General features: G+C 63.8%; 16 protein-coding genes. 10 read left to right on the forward strand and 6 right to left on the reverse strand.

What is annotated here, in order from left to right:
• Positions 1-202: 202 nt before the first annotated feature.
• Positions 203-1,291 carry a citrate synthase/methylcitrate synthase gene (locus NKK52_RS22470; RefSeq protein ID WP_027050804.1) on the reverse strand — a complete coding sequence of 363 codons (1,089 nt, stop codon included), beginning with the start codon at positions 1,289-1,291 and terminating at the stop codon, positions 203-205.
• Between the two features lie 93 nt (positions 1,292-1,384).
• Between NKK52_RS22470 and NKK52_RS22475 the strand changes: the two genes are divergently transcribed.
• A complete protein-coding gene (locus NKK52_RS22475) occupies positions 1,385-2,524 on the forward strand; it encodes a citrate/2-methylcitrate synthase (protein WP_352629855.1) in 1,140 nt (379 codons plus the stop codon).
• On the opposite strand, the gene ftrA is transcribed toward NKK52_RS22475, so the two are convergent.
• Positions 2,521-3,513 (reverse strand): transcriptional regulator FtrA, encoded by a 993-nt coding sequence (ftrA, locus tag NKK52_RS22480; protein WP_031204472.1) that lies wholly within the window; start codon positions 3,511-3,513, stop codon positions 2,521-2,523. The genes NKK52_RS22475 and ftrA overlap by 4 nt on opposite strands.
• Positions 3,514-3,602: 89 nt before the next feature.
• Between ftrA and NKK52_RS22485 the strand changes: the two genes are divergently transcribed.
• Positions 3,603-4,022 (forward strand): rhodanese-like domain-containing protein, encoded by a 420-nt coding sequence (locus NKK52_RS22485; RefSeq protein ID WP_023685815.1) that lies wholly within the window; start codon positions 3,603-3,605, stop codon positions 4,020-4,022.
• Between the two features lie 50 nt (positions 4,023-4,072).
• Positions 4,073-4,528 (forward strand): GNAT family N-acetyltransferase, encoded by a 456-nt coding sequence (locus NKK52_RS22490; protein ID WP_031194243.1) that lies wholly within the window; start codon positions 4,073-4,075, stop codon positions 4,526-4,528.
• A gap of 44 nt (positions 4,529-4,572) precedes the next feature.
• Here NKK52_RS22490 and phaR read toward each other — a convergent pair whose 3' ends face one another.
• Positions 4,573-5,187: a polyhydroxyalkanoate synthesis repressor PhaR gene (phaR, locus tag NKK52_RS22495; RefSeq protein ID WP_023685813.1), complete on the reverse strand. Its 615-nt coding sequence runs from the start codon at positions 5,185-5,187 to the stop codon at positions 4,573-4,575.
• Between the two features lie 302 nt (positions 5,188-5,489).
• Here phaR and NKK52_RS22500 point away from each other — a divergent pair, with 302 nt between their 5' ends.
• The 6 genes from NKK52_RS22500 (at position 5,490) to NKK52_RS22525 (ending at position 13,859) form a co-directional block, all read left to right on the forward strand.
• Positions 5,490-6,674, forward strand: coding sequence for an acetyl-CoA C-acetyltransferase (locus NKK52_RS22500; RefSeq protein WP_023673832.1), 1,185 nt, complete (start codon positions 5,490-5,492; stop codon positions 6,672-6,674).
• A 129-nt stretch (positions 6,675-6,803) separates the two neighbouring features.
• A complete protein-coding gene (gene phbB / locus NKK52_RS22505) occupies positions 6,804-7,529 on the forward strand; it encodes an acetoacetyl-CoA reductase (protein WP_023685812.1) in 726 nt (241 codons plus the stop codon).
• A 693-nt stretch (positions 7,530-8,222) separates the two neighbouring features.
• Positions 8,223-11,798, forward strand: coding sequence for a helicase-related protein (locus tag NKK52_RS22510; RefSeq protein ID WP_352630550.1), 3,576 nt, complete (start codon positions 8,223-8,225; stop codon positions 11,796-11,798).
• 75 nt (positions 11,799-11,873) lie between these two features.
• Positions 11,874-12,260: an RNA-binding S4 domain-containing protein gene (locus NKK52_RS22515; protein WP_023673663.1), complete on the forward strand. Its 387-nt coding sequence runs from the start codon at positions 11,874-11,876 to the stop codon at positions 12,258-12,260.
• A 252-nt stretch (positions 12,261-12,512) separates the two neighbouring features.
• Positions 12,513-12,851, forward strand: a complete 339-nt coding sequence (gene fdxA / locus NKK52_RS22520) for a ferredoxin FdxA (RefSeq protein ID WP_013529180.1) — start codon at positions 12,513-12,515, stop codon at positions 12,849-12,851.
• Between the two features lie 426 nt (positions 12,852-13,277).
• Positions 13,278-13,859, forward strand: a complete 582-nt coding sequence (locus NKK52_RS22525) for a CarD family transcriptional regulator (protein ID WP_023673664.1) — start codon at positions 13,278-13,280, stop codon at positions 13,857-13,859.
• A 195-nt stretch (positions 13,860-14,054) separates the two neighbouring features.
• Here NKK52_RS22525 and NKK52_RS22530 read toward each other — a convergent pair whose 3' ends face one another.
• From NKK52_RS22530 to NKK52_RS22540, 3 genes are all read right to left on the reverse strand, one after another.
• Complete coding sequence (locus NKK52_RS22530; protein ID WP_023685808.1) at positions 14,055-14,822, reverse strand: amino acid ABC transporter ATP-binding protein; 768 nt, start codon at positions 14,820-14,822, stop codon at positions 14,055-14,057.
• Entirely contained in the window at positions 14,819-15,499 is a 681-nt protein-coding gene (locus NKK52_RS22535; protein WP_031204469.1) for an amino acid ABC transporter permease, read from the reverse strand. The genes NKK52_RS22530 and NKK52_RS22535 overlap by 4 nt, the downstream gene beginning before the upstream one ends.
• Positions 15,500-15,636: 137 nt before the next feature.
• Positions 15,637-16,410, reverse strand: a complete 774-nt coding sequence (locus NKK52_RS22540) for an amino acid ABC transporter substrate-binding protein (protein WP_023673667.1) — start codon at positions 16,408-16,410, stop codon at positions 15,637-15,639.
• Between the two features lie 397 nt (positions 16,411-16,807).
• Here NKK52_RS22540 and NKK52_RS22545 point away from each other — a divergent pair, with 397 nt between their 5' ends.
• Positions 16,808-17,665: an RNA polymerase factor sigma-32 gene (locus NKK52_RS22545; RefSeq protein WP_023685806.1), complete on the forward strand. Its 858-nt coding sequence runs from the start codon at positions 16,808-16,810 to the stop codon at positions 17,663-17,665.
• Positions 17,666-17,711 lie beyond the last annotated feature (46 nt).

Genomic DNA, 17,711 nt, shown 5'->3' on the forward strand with positions numbered 1-17,711 from the left:
CCTACGAATACCTCCACCCTTGATCCCTCCCCACAAGGGGGAGGGAGACTTGGTAGACGCTGATCTCAGTAAACCACCGACGTTTCGGCGGCGCGCGCCAGCTGCCCTCCCCCTTGTGGGGGTCCGAAGGACGGGCGAGACCCGTGGCTCGCCCCGGCAAGCTAGGGTGGGGTCCTCTTCGCAACAATCTGAACTTGGAACCTCAGGCCACGAGGTCCGGCACCGGCCCGACATAGCGCGACTGTGGCCGGATCAGCCGCCCGGTCGTCTGCTGTTCGCGCGCATGCGCGATCCAGCCGGCGACACGTCCGGCGGCAAAGACATTGCTGAACGCCTGTGGCGGAAAGCCAGCCGCCTCAAGGACAAGCGCTGTGTAGAACTCGACATTGGTCTGCAGCGAGCGCTGCGGCTTGGCGATCCGCAGCACTTCGAGCGCCGTCTGCTCGACCTGTTCGGCGAAGGCCAGCCGGCGGCCGGCTTCGCCTTCGCTGCAGAGCTGCCGCACGACGGCTTTCAGCACATCGGCGCGCGGATCGCGCACGCGGTAGATACGGTGGCCGAAGCCCATGATGCGCTCGCCATCTTGGATCTCGCCACGAAGCCAGCTGGCCGCGTCGCCATGCGCCTCGATTGCATCGAGCATCTCGATCACCGGGCCGGGCGCGCCGCCGTGCAGGGGGCCCTTGAGCGCGCCGAGCCCGGCCAGCACCGACGATGTCAGACCGGCCAGCGTCGATGCGACGACGCGGGTGGCGAAGGTCGAGGCGTTGAGGCCGTGATCGCAGACGGTCACCAGATAGGTGTCGAGTGCCCTTGCCAGCGCCGGCGACGGGACGGATCCCTCGAGCATCCTCAGCATGTCGGCGGCATGATCGGCCTTCGCGTCAGGTGCGGTCGGCTGCTCGCCGCGCGCCAGCCGCAGCAGAGCCGGCGTCAGCACGGCGGGCGCCGCGATCAGCCGCAAGGCGTCCGTCAGTGCCTCGCCATCCGGCAGCAGCGCCATGCCGGCGCGCATGGCGCCATAGATCTCAAGCGGTTCGAGCAGCGGCAGCGAGGGCGCAAGCCGCTCGAACACCTCGACGCGAGCCTTGCCCAGCCTCGCTGCCAGTTCGGCATCGCCGGGAAGGCCGTCGAAGAAGCCGTCGAGCAACAGGCGAACCACTTGCGCATAGCGCCAGCGTCCCGCCAATTCCGGCAGCGAATGACCGCGGATCGTCAGGCGGCCGCCAAGGCCATCGACATCGGAGAGCACGGTCTCCGCCGCCACCACATCATCGAGCCCGTTCGCCATATCTCATCTCCTTGCAGCTTTTCTGCATGGGAGATAAGGGTTAGGCTGCGCCTCGATCAATCTTGATCAATATAATCAATATGTGAGCTAAAAATGTCCGAATGGCTGTCGCGGGAAGAGGCGCTGGAAAGGCTCAAGGTCCGGCCGCAGACGCTTTACGCCTATGTCAGCCGCGGCCGCATCGGCATGCGGCCGGATGAGAGCGACCCGCGCCGCAGCCAGTACCGCGCCGACGACATCGCGGCATTGGCGACCCGCCGGGCGCGGGGCCGCAGTCCCTCGGCCATCGCCGAGAGTGCGATCGCCTGGGGCGAACCCTCGATTGTCACCGCGATTTCGACTGTGCTGCACGGTCGACTGATCTATCGAGGGCAAGACGCCGTTGCGCTCTCCAAAGCGGCGACGCTGGAGGAAACCGCTGCTGTGCTCTGGGCCTCGACTGAACCGGTGGCTTTCAAAGCTCCGTCATCTGAAGCGCCTCATCCAGTCGGCCGCGCCTCGGCCTTTGCGCAGCTTGCCATGCTTGCCGGCCAGGGGCGGCCTTCGCTCGGGCGCAGCGCCGCCTCGCTGTGCACTGAAGCCGCGCACACAGTCGCAGCGCTGGCGCAGTCGCTGGGCGCCGGAACCGGCACAGCGCCTGTCCATAAGCGCCTGGCGCAGGGCTGGTCGGTGGATGATGCCGGCGCGGAAGCGATCCGCTGCGCCCTCGTCCTGCTCGCCGATCATGAACTCAACGCATCGACCTTTGCCGCCCGCGTCGCAGCGTCCACAGGCGCCTCGCCTGCCGCATGCCTGCTGGCCGGCCTGGCAACGCTGTCCGGCCCGCGCCACGGTGGCGCCGGCGAAGCGGCGATGCAACTGGCTGAAGATGCAGCAGCCCACGGCGCGGATGCGGCGATCCGGCGCTGGCTCGGCCATGATCGGCCCTTGCCGGCGTTCGGCCATCCGCTCTATCCCGACGGCGATCCCCGTGCCACCGCACTTCTGGAAGTCATCCCTGTCGACGAGACGCTGCAACAGCTGCAAAAAGCCGCCATGGCGGCGGTCGGTGCCCAGCCCAACATCGACTTCGCCTTGGCCGCTCTGACGCGCGGCCTTGGCTTGCCGCGCGATGCACCGTTCCAGCTGTTTGCGCTCGGACGCAGTGTCGGCTGGGCCGCGCATATGGTCGAACAGATCATTAGCGGCAGCATCATCAGGCCGCGTGGCCGCTATGAGGGACGCGTGACTTAAGCCGACCTGGCCGTGCTCCCGAACCGCGCACGGTACGCGACGGGCGTCGTGGCGAACTGCCGGCGGAAGTGATGCCGCAACGTGCCTGCCGCGCCAAAGCCGGCGGTCTCGGCAATCCGTTCGATCGGCATGGCGGTGTCTTCCAGCAGCGTGCGCGCCCGCGAAAGCCGTTCCGACAGCAGCCAGCGCGCCGGCGTCACGCCGGTTGCGGCCGCAAAGCGGCGCAGGAATGTCCGCTCGCTCATCCCGGCAAGCTCGGCCAAGATGGCGACGGGATAGTCGGCGGCAATATCGGCGCGCATCCTGTCGATCAACGGTCCAAGCCGGCTGCGCTCATGTGGCTCGGGTACGGAACTCTCGACATACTGCGCCTGGCCGCCGTCGCGATGCGGCGGCACCACCAGGCGACGCGCCACCATGTTTGCCGCCTTGGTGCCAAAGTCGCGCCGGACCAGATGCAGGCAGAGGTCGATGCCCGCGGCACTGCCTGCCGATGTCAGCACATTGCCCTCATCGATGTACAAAACGTCCGGAATCACGGTGATGTCGGGGTACATCTCCGTCAGCTTCTCGCTGTAGCGCCAATGCGTGGTCGCCCTTTTGCCCGCAAGCAGGCCGGCGGCGGCAAGCACGAACACGCCCGAACAGATCGAAAGAATGTGAGCGCCGCGCTCGCTCGCCTTCCGCAGCGCCTCGATCAGCGCCGGCGGCACCGGAGCCTCCGTTCCGCGCCATCCCGGTACGATCACCGTGCCGGCCTGGCCGATCAGATCGATCCCGCCGTCGGCAACAATACGCACGCCGCCCAGCGCGCGCATTTCACCGCCATCGATCCCGGCAACGGCAAAACGGTACCAATCCTCACCCATTTCCGGCCGGGGCAAGGCGAAGATCTCAACCGCCACGCCAAACTCGAACGTGCACAGCCCGTCATAGGCAACGGCAACGACAAGAGGGTTGGCAGGGCGCGGATTCGCAGAGGATGGCATGATCTTGACGATATATGGCAAAGCTGCCAGCTGCAATCGCCCTGCTTCCTGTCTTATCTCTCCGTCGCATCAGCAATGGAGATACGAGGATGAGCCACGTGACAGACATTGCGGCGGCATCGCCGGATATCGCCCGCGACCATTTTCTGCGCCGGCTTTCCGTCGAGACCGACTGTTCCGACGTCGCCGCCGCACTGCGTGCCGGGGAGCCGGACTTTGTTCTCTTGCATGTGGTCGGCTCGCCGGAAGCCTATGGAAGCCGCCATGTGCCGGGCGCGCTGCATCTGCCGCACCGCGAAATATCGGCCGAGCGGATGGTGCAATGGCCCGAAAAGACGCTGTTCGTCGTCTATTGCGCGGGACCGCATTGCAATGGCGCGGATCAGGCGGCCTTCAAGCTGGCCAGCCTCGGTCGTCCCGTGAAGATCATGATCGGCGGCATAACCGGTTGGCAGGACGAGGACCTTCCTTTCGCTTCAGGCAAGGAGCCCGGTGTCTTGCACGCGTGAGGCCACGCGAAATGGTCGGCCTTGAAGACTGGGCAAGCATGCAGAAGGCCATGGTTAGAATTCGTCCATTCGAGCGCCAGGATGTCGGTGCGGTGCTCGCCCTCATGCGGGCGCTAGCTGTCTTCGAGGGTTATGACGACAAGCTTCGCGTCACCGAAGCGAACCTCATCGAGCACGGGCTGGGACCATCGCCCCGGTTCGGCGTGTTGGTGGCGGAGCGAGAGGGCGTGATCGTCGGCATCGCCGTCCACTACCTCATCCCCTGGACCTACGACCTGAAGCCGGTTGTCTGGCTGAAGGAACTCTACGTCACTGAAGCGACGCGCGGGATGGGGGTCGGCCATGCGCTTGTTGAACAGCTTCGCCAACACGCTTTGAGCATTGGCGCCTCCGCCATCAAATGGACGGTGCTGAAATCCAACTCGCCGGCCAAAGCCTTCTACCGCTCGCTCGACGGCCAGCCCGACGATATCTGGGAACCGTGGCAGCTGAAAATCGACCCGTAAAAGCCGCCTCACCAAACTGAGGCGTTCGATCATGCAGCGGTCGCTTACGACATGGTGTCAAGCTTGCGCTGCATGGCGGCGATCTGTTGCTTCAGTTCCTGAAGGTCGTCGCCGCTCTTTTCCGGGACATCCTTGCGGGCCGGCTCGGGTGCAGCCGCGGCCGCAGCATTTGTGGCGGCGGTCGGGAACGGCGTGAACAGGCGCATCGCGTTCTGGAACATTTCCATGTTGCGGCGTGTCTGCTCTTCCAGCGCCTTGATCGGCGTGGCGATCTTCATCACATCCAGCGGCGACTTGCCGATCGCGCCCTTCATCTGCTCGCGGAACCGCTCCTGTTCCTTGGAGAAGGCCATCATCGACTGTTCGAGGAAGCTCGGCACGATTTGCTGCATCTGGTCGCCATAGAACGCGATCAGCTGGCGCAGGAACGGGATCGGCAGCATGTTCTGCCCATCCTTGTTCTCCAGTTCGAAGATGATCTGCGTCAGCACCGGATGGGTAATGTCGTCACCGGTCTTGGCGTCCTGGACGGTGAACTCCTCGCCCTTCTTGACCATCTCGGCCAGATCCTCGAGCGTGACATAGGTGCTGGTGCCGGTGTTGTAGAGCCGGCGATTGGCATATTTCTTGATAATGATAGGGTCGTCTTTCGCGGCCATCAGCATCCTCCCGGGACACCGGCGCGCCTGAGTAAGCCGCCGGTAACGATTGCGCCATTTTTAAGGATATGCGCAAAAGCTCTATAATTCCAAGCGCTTTGTGCAGTGCGGCATCATTTATTGCTGCATGGCGGGCTAATTATGCTGCGCAGCAAAGGTTGGGCGATCCCGCCGGCCGCTCACGCCCTGCTTGCGGCGCTTGGCCGGCATGCCCATTTCCGGTTTGACTTGGGGTGTGGAACGGGCAAGAAAAGTCCCAACAAGCCCCCAAGAACACGACACCTCGAAGTCTGGAGAGAAAAATGTCCGCTTCCAATTCAATCGTCGTTGCCAGCGCCGCACGCACGGCTGTCGGCTCTTTCAACGGCGCCTTCGCCGCCACCCCGGCGCATGAACTTGGCGCCGTCGTCATCAGGGAGCTTTTGGCGCGCGCCGGCGTCGAGCCGGGCGAAGTCGACGAGGTCATTCTCGGCCAGGTGCTGACCGCCGCGCAGGGCCAGAACCCCGCCCGCCAGGCGTCGATCAATGCCGGCCTGCCCAAGGAGACGACCGCCTGGGGCCTCAACCAGGTTTGCGGCTCGGGCCTGCGCGCCATCGCGCTCGGCATGCAGCAGATCGCCGCCGGCGACGCCACGGTGATCATCGCCGGCGGCCAGGAATCGATGTCGCTGTCGCCGCACGCCGAGCACCTGCGCGCCGGTGTCAAGATGGGCGACTACAAGATGATCGATACCATGATCAAGGACGGGTTGTGGGACGCCTTCAACGGCTACCACATGGGCAACACCGCCGAGAACGTCGCCCGCCAGTTCCAGATCACCCGCGACGACCAGGACCAGTTTGCGCTGGCCTCGCAAAACAAGGCCGAGGCCGCGCAGAAGGCCGGCAAGTTCAAGGACGAGATCGTCGCCTTCACGATCAAGGGCAGGAAGGGCGACACTGTCGTCGACCAGGACGAGTACATCCGCCACGGCGCCACCATCGACGCCATGTCCAAGCTGAAGCCGGCTTTCGACAAGGACGGCACCGTGACCGCCGCCAACGCGTCGGGCATCAATGACGGCGCCGCCGGCGCGCTGCTGATGAGCGAGGCTGAAGCCACAAGGCGCGGCATCACCCCGCTGGTGCGCATCGCCTCATGGGCGACGGCCGGCGTCGATCCGGCGATCATGGGCACCGGACCTATTCCCGCCTCGAAGCGGGCGCTCGAGAAGGCCGGCTGGTCGGTCAAGGACCTCGACCTTGTCGAGGCCAATGAAGCCTTCGCCGCGCAGGCCTGCGCCGTCAACAAGGGCATGGGCTGGGATACGTCGATCGTCAACGTCAATGGCGGCGCCATCGCCATCGGCCATCCGATCGGCGCGTCGGGCGCCCGCGTCTTCAACACGCTGGTTTTCGAGATGCGCCGCCGCGGCGCCAAGAAGGGCCTTGCCACGCTGTGCATCGGCGGCGGCATGGGCGTCGCTCTGTGCGTGGAAGCGCTGTGAAAGAGAAGTGAGTAGTGAATAGGGAGTAGTGAATGGGGAAGAAGGAGCAGCGCGGCGGGATATCGATCCCTACTCGCTACTCCCTACTCCCTATTCCCTTCTTCCGACCAAAGGGAGGAAGAACTTTCAATGACCAAAGTAGCGCTCGTCACCGGTGGATCGCGCGGCATCGGCGCCGCCATATCGATCGGCCTGAAGAATGCCGGTTACACCGTTGCAGCCAACTATGCCGGCAATGACGAGGCAGCGGGGAAGTTCAGCGCACAAACCGGCATCAAGGCCTACAAATGGTCGGTCGCCGACTACGACGCCTGTGCCGCCGGAATCAAACAGGTCGAGGCCGATCTCGGCCCGGTCTCGGTGCTGGTCAACAATGCCGGCATTACCCGCGACGCCATGTTCCACAAGCTGACGCGCGAGCAGTGGAAGCAAGTCATCGACACCAATCTGTCTGGGGTCTTCAACATGACGCATCCGCTGTGGGGCGGCATGCGCGACCGCAAATTCGGCCGCGTCATCACCATTTCCTCCATCAACGGCCAGAAAGGCCAGGCCGGCCAGGTCAACTATTCCGCCGCAAAGGCCGGCGACATCGGCTTCTCGAAGGCGCTGGCGCAGGAGGGCGCGCGCGCGGGCATCACAGTCAATGTCATCTGCCCCGGCTACATCGCCACCGAGATGGTCAAGGCGATCGACGAGAAGGTGCTGAATGAACGCATCATCCCGCAGATTCCGGTCGGCCGCCTCGGCGAACCGGAAGAGATCGCGCGTTGCGTCGTCTTCCTCGCCTCTGAGGACGCCGGTTTCATCACCGGCTCGACCATCACCGCCAATGGCGGCCAGTACTTCGTCTGAACGACAGCAATTTCGCCCGGTAGGACGGGCCGCCTTATGGCCCGTTTTTCATCGCCGGCCGGCGATGTTCCCCAGGCTGCGCGCGAGACATTGACCCGTTCCGGCACGCAAAGATTAACGATTTCCAGGCGCCCTGTGCAAAACCCGGTTCGCAAGCTGTGAATTCTCGGTGGACAAGCTGTGGATAACACAACATGTTGGGGTGAACAAACCGGGAAATCCCGCCATCGCTGATTCGTCACCCATTCGTTCTGCTTTGAGCGGAACGTTAACGACCAAGGCCGAAAACCACCGGAAACTGGTTAAGGCCGATTAAGAAAATTCAACACTTTCATAATGTTGGCCGAGGCGTATCGGATCACGACGATGCCCCGCCGGCAAAGGTTAACGTCAATGGTCGCCTTGCAGGAATCGGGCCAGTTTCCGCGATTCAGCATATGGTGAGACTCAGGCTCGCAAAATCCACATGTAGCCGTGAACAAAAGCTGAATCTGCCGGAGTCACTGATTCGTCGCCGATTCGTTCCAGACTCGTTCCAACTGTTAATTGAGACCTCAAAGACGAACCGTGGGATTGCCGGCCGGAACATTCCGCTTTCGCTTCGCGCCTGAAATCCCTATGTGTCGCCTGTCATACGCGCCACGCGAGGCGCGCTCCCGACAACACGATGCAGAAAGCCTCATCTCCAGGCCGATGAACATCCAGCCGAAACACACCGAGCCGCTGATCCTGTCGGGCCGCGACGTGACTGCCGTGCTGGGTCCGACCAACACCGGCAAGACCCATCTCGCCATCGAGCGCATGGTGGCGCATGAGAGCGGCATTATCGGCCTGCCGCTCCGCCTTCTGGCGCGCGAGGTCTATGCCCGCGTCTGCGAAAAGGTCGGCGCCCACAAGGTGGCGCTCATCACCGGCGAGGAAAAAATCCAGCCGCCCGGCGCGAAATATTCGGTCTGCACCGTCGAAGCCATGCCGCGCGAGACCGACGTTGCCTTCGTCGCCATCGACGAGGTGCAGCTCGCCGGCGACCTCGAGCGCGGCCACATCTTCACCGACCGAATCCTGCACCTGCGCGGGCGCCAGGAAACGCTGCTGCTCGGCGCGGCCACCATGCATGGCATCCTGCAAAAGCTGCTGAGAGGCGTCTCGGTGGTGACGCGCCCTCGCCTGTCGCACCTGGCCTATGCCGGTTCGAAGAAATTGACCCGCCTGCCGCGGCGTACGGCCATCGTCGCTTTCTCCGCCGACGAGGTCTATGCCATCGCTGAGCTGATCCGCCGCCAGCAAGGAGGAGCGGCGGTCGTGCTCGGCGCGCTGTCGCCCCGCACCCGCAACGCCCAGGTGGCAATGTTCCAGGCAGGCGACGTCGACTATCTCGTCGCCACCGACGCCATCGGCATGGGGCTCAACCTTGATCTCGATCATGTCGCCTTCGCCCAGAACCGCAAATTCGACGGCTACCAGTACCGCAACCTGACGGCGGCGGAGCTCGGCCAGATCGCCGGCCGCGCCGGCCGGCATCTGCGCGACGGCACCTTCGGCGTCACCGGCCAGGTCGATCCGCTGGACGAGGAACTGGTCAAGCGCATCGAGGGGCATGAGTTCGATCCGGTAAAGGTGCTGCAATGGCGCACCGCGCATTTCGACTTCGCCAGCCTCGACGCCCTGAAGCGCTCGATCGAGGCCAACGCGCCGGTCGAAGGCCTGACGCGGGCGTTGCCGGCGGTCGATGCGCAGGCGCTCGAACATCTCTCCCGCGACGAGGACATCCGCGCGCTGGCTACCAATGCCAAGCGCGTCGCGCTGCTGTGGGAAGCCTGTGCTCTGCCGGACTACCGCAAGATCGCGCCGGCCCAGCACTCCGACCTGATCGCCTCGATCTACACCGACCTCGCCAAACACGGCCATGTCGATGAGAACTACATGGCCGAGCAGGTGCGCCGCGCCGACACCACCGAAGGCGATATCGACACGCTGTCGCACAGAATTGCCCAGATCCGCACCTGGACATTCGTGTCCAACCGGCCGGGCTGGCTGGCCGATCAGGCACACTGGCGGGAAAAGACGCGCGAAATCGAAGACAGATTGTCGGATGCGCTGCATGAGCGGTTGACGAAACGGTTTGTAGACCGCAGGACTTCCGTCCTCATGCGGCGCCTTAGAGAAAATACAATGCCTGAAGCCGAAATCAGTCCTACCGGAACCGTCCTTGTCGAAGGCCATCATGTCGGCGAGTTGCAAGGGTTCCGCTTCACCGCCGATCAGAGCGCCGGCGGCGAAGACGCCAAGGCCGTGCGTACGGCAGCGCAAAAAGCGCTGGCCGCCGAGTTCGAGGCGCGTGCCGAACGCTTCGGCGCCTGCGCCAATGGCGACCTTGCGCTCGGCTCCGACGGCACGCTGCGCTGGATCGGCGCGCCGATCGGCACGCTGGTTGCCGGCGAGGACGCGCTGAAGCCGCGCCTGGTGCTTTTGGCCGACGAGCAGTTGACCGGCCCCGCCCGAGACAAGGTCGCCGCGCGCGCCGAGCGTTTCGTCAATTTCCAGATCGAGTCGCTGCTGAAGCCGCTGGTCGACTTGAAGAATGCCGAGCAGATCGCCGGCATCGGCCGTGGCATCGCCTTCCAGCTCGTCGAGCATTTCGGCCTCATCAACCGCCGCGACATCGCCGAGGAAATGAAGTCGCTCGACCAGGAGGGTCGCGCCGCCTTGCGCCGGCTCGGTGTGCGCTTCGGCGCCTACCACGTCTTCGTGCCGGCGCTGATCAAGCCGGCGCCCGCCGGACTGATTACGCTGTTGTGGGCGCTGAAGAACGACGGCAAGGACAAGCCCGGCTTTGGCGACGTGGTGCACGCGCTGGCCTCCGGCCGCACATCGGTGGTCATCGACCCGACCTTCGACAAGAGCTTCTACAGGCTCGCCGGCTACCGCAATCTCGGGCGCCGCGCCGTGCGCATCGACATTCTGGAACGGCTGGCCGACCTGATCCGGCCTGCGACCAACTGGAAGCCCGGTCTGGGACAGCGCCCCGACGGCGCTTATGACGGCCAGTCCTTCATGGTGACGCCGCCGATGATGTCCATCCTCGGCGCCACCGCCGACGACATGGAAGAGATCCTGAAAGGTCTCGGCTATCGCGCCGAGCCGAAGCCGGCGGCAGAGGTCAAGGCGCGGCTGGAAGCACAGGACAACGCGGCGCGGGAAGCGGCTGCCGCCAAGCTGGCTGCGGACGCGGCTGCAAAAGCTGAACAGGCCAAGGCGACGGAAGCCGCTGCAAGCGAAGCCGTCGCTGAAGCGCCGGCCGTTGGATCGGAGCCGGATGCGGTTGCCGCCGCTGAGCCTGCGGCTGAGCAGCCCGTCGCCGAAGCCGCAGCGGAGGCTGTTGCTGCGGACGCTCAGCCGGGCGCGCCTCCCGAGGGTTCGGAGCCAACTGCGGCCGTTGAAGCCACCGCCGAAGCTCCAGCCATCGCGGAAGCAACGGCAGAGCCCGTCGCGGAAGAACAGGTCGAAGCTCCCCAAGTCGAAGCCCCCATAGAAATCACGGAAGAAGCTCCGGCTGTTGCAGAAGCTGACGACACCGTCCCCGAAAGCGCCGACGCCACCGTCGCCGAAAACGCCGACGCCCTTACCTCCCCCTCGATGGGGGAGGTCGCGGCGCGAAGCGACGCGGGTGGGGGTGACAGCGCTGACGAAACCGATAGTGCAGACCGCGTAGCCGATGCAGGTGCAACCACCGACGCCGGCGCTGCCCCCACCCCGGCGCTGCGCGCCGACCCTCCCCACGAGGGGGAGGGTGGAAGCGCCGAGGCCGAAGCCCCAAAGCCCATCTTGTTGTGGCGGCAGGGCCGTTTCGAGCAGCGCCCGCGCCATCGGCAAGACAACCGCAGAGACAATCGCCCGCGTAACGGCCAGGCTAGCCGCGCCGATGCGCCGGCCGACGCTGCCGGCGGACAGCCGGCACCGGGCGAACGGCCGGCCTATCAGGGCCGGCGCGACCAGCGCGACGGTGCCGCCAAGCCACGCTTCGACCGTTCGAAGTTCAAGCCCAAGCCGCAGGCCGAGGGCGAACAGCGCCGCGACGGCAAGCCGCAAGGCGAGCGTCCGCGCGAGGGCCGGCCTGACTGGAAAGGCGGCAGGCCGGAAGGCAAAGGCGGACCGCAAGGCGCCAAGCCGGCTTTCCAGGCCAAGCCACGCGATGAACGCCCGGCGCGCTTCGATCCGGACTCGCCCTTCGCCAAGCTCGCCGCCTTGCGCGACCAGCTGAAGAAGTAGGCTCTGAGCATGATCCCGAAAAGTGGAACCGGTTTTCGGACAAGATCATGCTCCAACAAGAGATAACTCGCTGCGATGGTTGCTGAAGGTCGTCAGCGCATCGACAAGTGGCTGTTCTTTTCGCGCGCGATAAAATCGCGCTCGCTGGCGGCCAAGCTGGTTGTCGCCGGACGCGTCCGCATCAACAGCGACAAAGCAGCGCAGGCCTCCGATCTGGTCAAGCCTGGCGACGTTTTGACCATTACGCACGAGCGCCGTATTTTCATTTGGAAGGTGCTTGGCACCGGCGTGCGGCGCGGTCCGGCCGAGGAAGCGCGCACGCTCTACGAGGACATGTCCCCGCCGCCGGCCCCAAAAGGCGAGGCTGTTGCCGATGCCATTCCGGCGCTGCGCGACGCCGGCAGCGGCCGGCCGACCAAGAAAGAGCGCAGGCAAACCGACCGGCTGTTCGGCGAAGACTGAAGCCTTGGCCGTCTGCGCCATGCCGGCGGTCTGGAATTTCATGCCGGACACGCGCGCCCCGCCGGCAATGGCTGCCCTTGCAAGCGGCAGGCAAAGGCGCTACCTCACCAAAAAAGCCGCCGCATCGGCGCGAAAATCGGAAATCGATTTTCGGAAAGCACGATGCGCAGATTCAAAGTGTTAGAGCGTACTTTGTGCGTCCAATTGGACGCACGTCGCTCTAGCAAGAACGGGACGTCCCGGAGCCGACCAATGACCTATGTCGTGACCGACAACTGCATCAAATGCAAGTACATGGACTGCATCGAGGTCTGTCCGGTCGACTGCTTTTACGAGGGCGAGAACATGCTTGTCATACATCCCGACGAGTGCATCGACTGCGGCGTCTGCGAACCGGAATGCCCGGCCGATGCAATCAAGCCCGACACCGAGCCGGGCCTCGACAAATGGCTGCAGGTCAACACCGAATACGCCGAGAAATGGCCCAACATCACCGCCAAGAAGGAGCCTCCGGCAGATGCCAAGAGCTTCGACGGCGAGGCCGGCAAGTTCGAGAAATATTTCTCCGCCGAGCCCGGCGAAGGCGACTGAGCACATGACGCTGGAATCGGAATCGATTTCGGAAAGGGTGATGCGCAAAGCAAAAAAGTGCGGCCTATTGGATCGTCATAACGCTGCGTAACGCGCATCATACATTAACTGCCTTGACAGGCGGCGATGGCGCTCGACCTTCGCGTTTGCAGCAAAACCTTGATTCTTCCGACTTTTTGTGCTACACCAGTTGAAACATGCCGGTGACACAACGTCGATTTATGGCGCAAGCGCCCCAAATCACTGAAAGGTGAAATCCCCAATCGGACCAGAGCGATCTGGGCCAGGCAGTCGCTATGTATGCGGTTTGCCGGTCCCGGCTTTTTCCGATGGGTTCATCTGTTGTGCGGCTAACGATCGGTGTCCCCGGTCGCATGCGTTCGGACCGGCAGGCCGCCGGTGCCACAACAAGGAGTTCAGGGCGTAATGGCAACGATCACCCCGCAGAAGAAGTCCACCTCGGCACGCCACGGTTTCAAGACCGGCGAGTACATCGTCTATCCGGCACACGGCGTCGGCCAGATCGTCTCGATCGACGAGCAGGAAGTTGCGGGCCACAAGCTGGAACTGTTCGTCATCGACTTCCAGAAGGACAAGATGCGCCTGAAGGTTCCGGTCGCCAAGGCGACCTCCATCGGCATGCGCAAGCTGTCGGAAGAGGATTATGTCGAGCGCGCGCTGAAGGTCGTGCAGGGCCGCGCCCGCGTCAAGCGCACCATGTGGTCGCGCCGTGCGCAGGAATATGATGCCAAGATCAATTCGGGCGACCTGATCTCGATCTCGGAAGTCGTGCGCGACCTCTACCGTGCCGACAACCAGCCGGAACAGTCCTATTCCGAGCGTCAGCTCTATGAGGCGGCACTCGACCGCATGGCGCGCGAGATCGCGGCAGTCAACCGCATGTCGGAAACCGAAGCCGTGCGCCTGATCGAGGTCAACCTCAACAAGGGCCCGAAGCGCGGCGCCAAGGCCGACAATGAGGAAGCCGAGCAGGAAGAAGCTGCCTGATCGCTTTCACCGTCGAATTCATGAAAAACCCGGCCTTGTGCCGGGTTTTTGTTTTTACCCCCTTGTGGGGTTCCAAGGACGGGCGGGACCCGTGGCTCGCCCAGGCAGGTGGCTGCGAAGCAGCGAGGATGGGGACGACACCAGACCGCACCCGGACCTTCCGTCCGACCTCCCCACAAGGGGAACGTAGAAGGCTCAGCCGCCGGCTTCCTTCTCCGCCTCCTGCTTCAGCGTCGCAATAAAACGCTTGGTCCGTTCACGCTCCGGGTTGGAGAACACCACGGCGGACGGCCCCTTCTCGACGATGACGCCGGCGTCGAGGAACACCACCTCCTGCGCGATCTTGGATGCAAGGCGAAGGTCGTGCGTGGCCATCACCATGGTCGTGCCTTCGCTGGCGAGTTTTCCCAGCACGTCGACCACTTCCTGCGCCAGTTCCGGATCGAGCGCCGAGGTCGGCTCGTCGCAAAGCAGCACTTTCGGCGACGGCGCCAGGGCGCGGGCAATGGCCACACGCTGCTGCTGGCCGCCCGACAGCGTTGCCGGCCAATCATCCGCCTTGTGCGCCATGCCGACCTTCTCGAGCAGCGCCAATGCCCGCTCGCGCGCCTTTGCCGTCGGCCATTTCAGCACCGTCACCAGGCCTTCCATGACGTTCTCGATCGCGGTGCGATGCGGGAACAGCTGGAAGTTCTGGAACACCATGCCGGTCTGCAGCCGCAGGCGCTGGATGTCGCGGCTGGGGATCTTGATGCCGGGACGGAATTCCAGCGTCTCGTCGCCGATGCGCACCATGCCCGAGGTCGGGATCTCCAACAGGTTGATGCAGCGCAGCAGTGTGCTCTTGCCGCCGCCGGAGGGGCCGACAAGCGCGGTGACGCTGCCTTCGGCAATGGTGACCGTCACGCCCTTCAGCACCAGATTGTCGCCGAAGCGCTTTTCGATGTCGGTGAGGCCGATCATGAGCGCGCCTCCAGGAAGCCGCCATAACGGTTGAGCCGCTCCTCCAGCCGCGTCTGCAAGGCCGAAAGCACCGAGCTCATCGCCAGATAAAGGATCGCCGCCTCGACATAGAGGATCAGCGGCTCATAGGTGGTGGCGACGATGCGCTGCGCCGCCTGGAACATCTCCGGCACAGTGATGGCGGCGGCCAGCGACGTATCCTTGACCAGCGAGATGAAGGTGTTGGACAGCGGCGGCACGGCGACGCGGCTGGCTTGCGGCAGGATGGTGCGCCGCATCGCCTGGCTCCAGGTCATGCCGATCGAATAGGCCGCCTCCCACTGGCCCTTCGGCACCGAGCCGATCACGGCGCGGATAATTTCCGAACTGTAGGCGCCTATGTTGAGGGTGAAGCCAATCAGCGCCGCCGGAAAAGCGTCCAGCAATATGCCGACCGAAGGCAGGCCGTAAAAGATCAGGAACAGCTGCACCAGAAGCGGCGTGCCGCGGAAGATCCAGACATAGAAGCGGACCACGGCAACCAGAGGCTTGGGGCCGAACAGCCGCACCAGGGCGACAACCAGGCCGACGAACAGGCCGAGTGCGAACGATAGCAATGTCAGCGGTACGGTGAAGATCAACGCCGCCCACAGCAGTGTCGGCAACGAGTCCAGCATCAGGTGTAGCCAGTGCGGCACGAACGGCTCCTCCCTCACAGACCGCCGCGGTGACGGCAGTGCGATTGTGTGCTTCTCATATCATGCGAAGAACGGCGAGCCGTCAAAGACGGCCCGCCGCTATTTGTCATTGCCGGCAAACCGCCGGGAGATGGTCTTTACTGCGAGACATCCTGGCCGAAATAGGTATCGGCGATCTTCTTGTAGGTGCCGTCGGCCTTGATGTCGGCCAGCGCCTTGTTGATCGCCGCGACCAGCTCCGGATCACCCTTGCGCACGATGACGCCGGAATAGTCGGCGTTCTCTTCCTGCGCGGCGATCTTCACATTGGCGTCCGGCTTGTGCTTCTTGAAGTCGAGGAAAGACAGGCTGTCATTGATGGTGGCGTCGGCGCGGCCGGTGAGCAGCAGCTGGATCGACTGGTCGAAGCCGTCGGTGCCGACAAGTTCGGCGCCGTTGGTCTCGGCGAGCTTGCCGAAATTCGATGTCAACGACTGTGCCGACTTCTTGCCCTTGAGGTCGGCGAAGGTCTTGATGTCGGTGTTGTCGCCGCGCACGATCAGCACGGCCTTGGAGGCGATGTAAGGATCGGAGAAATCGTACTTGGCCTTGCGCGCGTCGGTGATGCCGACCTCGTTGATCACGGCGTCGTAGCGGTTGGCGTCGAGGCCGGCGATCAGCCCGTCCCATTTGCCTTCGAGGAACTCGACCTTGACGCCGAGCTTGTCGCCGATCGCCTTGGCGATCTCGACGTCGAAGCCGACCAGCGCGCCGGAAGCATCATGATAGGTGAAGGGCGCATAGGTGCCTTCGGTGCCGACCTTGAGTGTGCCGGCCTGCTTGATCTGGTCGAGATTGGCGCCGGCGTGGCCTGATGTAACAGCCAGAACCTGCAGCGTTCCGGCGATGATGAGCGAATTGAGCCATTTCATTTCTATGTGATCCCGTCCTTGGCCGGTGTCCGGCGCTTGTGAGAGCCGGAAACTGGCAGATACAGCGCAGCAAAATAAGGAACCAGATTTCAAAAAAACGGCGATCCAGAAATCAGATTCTCAAAGCAGCTCCGATCGGTGCCAATAGTCCCGATCTGCGGTGTCGATGCGCCCTGTCGGACCGCACTAAACAACCGCCCTCGGCGGCGGAACCAATCCCCGGTATGGCACGTTCATGGCTTGTTGTAGGGCGCCGCGTTTCCATTTCAAGAACCCTTGGCTGCGCTAGGCCCGAAGCAATTCCAGGAAAGTGGGAAAGCGGTTTCCTTCGGAATTGCGTCAAACAGAGATAACGGCCGCCAGGCCGTCCGAAAATGTCCGGGAGCAGGAGCGCGGCATGATCGAAGACACGGCAGGACGGACCATGGTCCGCACGGCAATGAAAGCCCCCTACCTCGAGCGCGATGAGGAACATGTTCTCGCCTTGCGCTGGAAGGAGGACCAGGATCAGCAGGCGCTGCATCAGATCACCGTCGCCCATATGCGGCTGGTCATCTCCATGGCTTCGAAGTTCCGACATTACGGCCTGCCGCTCGGAGATCTGGTCCAAGAGGGCCATGTCGGGCTGCTGGAAGCAGCCGCGCGTTTCGAGCCGGAGCGCGAGGTGCGCTTCTCGACCTATGCGACATGGTGGATCCGCGCTTCGATGCAGGACTATATCCTGCGCAACTGGTCGATCGTTCGCGGCGGCACCTCTTCGGCGCAAAAGGCGCTGTTCTTCAACCTGCGGCGCCTGCGCGCCCGTCTTGCCAATGGCGCCGAGCCGATCTCCAACGCCACGCTCTACCGCGAAGTCTCGGTAGCCCTAGGCGTCTCCGAGGCCGATGTCGCGAAGATGGATTCCAGGCTTTCAGCACCTGACTCTTCGCTCAACGCACCGCTCGCCGACGAAGCTGGCACCACCGAGCGGATGGACTTCCTGATTTCGGACGATCCATTGCCTGACGAGGTCGCCGGCGACACCATCGACGTCGAACGGCGCCTGATGTGGCTGAAGACGGCGCTCCGCGCGCTCAATGCCCGCGAACTCAGGATCATCGAGGAGCGCCGGCTGAGCGACGAAGGTGCGACGCTTGAGGCGCTTGGCGAGACGCTCGGCATTTCCAAGGAGCGTGTCCGGCAGATCGAGGCCCGCGCCATGGAAAAGCTCAAGCTCGCGCTGGTGAAGCAGAATCCGGAGTTCATGGCGGCCTGAGATTGCCAGGAACGGGGTACCCCGAGTTATCTCAGAAAAGTTATCT

The sequence above is a fragment of the Mesorhizobium sp. C277A genome, from assembly GCF_040324395.1.
In the GTDB taxonomy this organism is placed as follows: Bacteria; Pseudomonadota; Alphaproteobacteria; order Rhizobiales; family Rhizobiaceae; genus Mesorhizobium.